Here is a 467-nt window from a genome sequence, read left to right as displayed (position 1 = left end):
ATCATACCTAAGTTATCGCGTAACCACTGCACAATGGCACCTGCCATAAACACACTGCCTTCAAGCGCATATTGTGTTTGCGTGAGGCTTGTTTTTTTATTTCGTTGTAAATTTTGTAAAGGTTTTAACAAGTTGGGCAATTTACCTGAAGGTTCATGCCGGTTAGGTTGACGAGTGTGATTCGCCGCTGTGGTTTGCCAAGCGACGGTGGTGAGTAATTGCTGATGACTGACACAGGGCTTATCGCCGGTATTCATCAATAAAAAACAGCCGGTGCCATAGGTGGATTTTGCCATGCCAGCCCGGTTACAGCCTTGCCCATACAATGCCGCTTGCTGATCGCCTAGCACTGCCGTGACTGGGATTTGTTTGCCAAACATCCCTTGTTTGGTGACCCCAAAATCGCCATCCGATGGCTTGATGGTAGGTAACATGGTTTTGGGAATATCAAATAAATCCAATAACTC

Annotated in this window: 1 pseudogene; it reads right to left on the bottom strand. The window is 46.3% G+C overall.

Annotation, left to right across the window (positions count from 1 at the left end):
* Positions 1-467: pseudogene (locus M3175_RS25925) on the bottom strand (hypothetical protein); the annotation flags it as partial.

Origin of the sequence: Robertmurraya korlensis (assembly GCF_023715225.1) — a bacterium.
Classification (GTDB): domain Bacteria; phylum Bacillota; class Bacilli; order Bacillales; family Cytobacillaceae; genus Robertmurraya_A.
The sequence above is the reverse complement of the archived record's forward strand: the minus strand, read 5'-3'. Positions and strand labels throughout refer to the sequence as shown.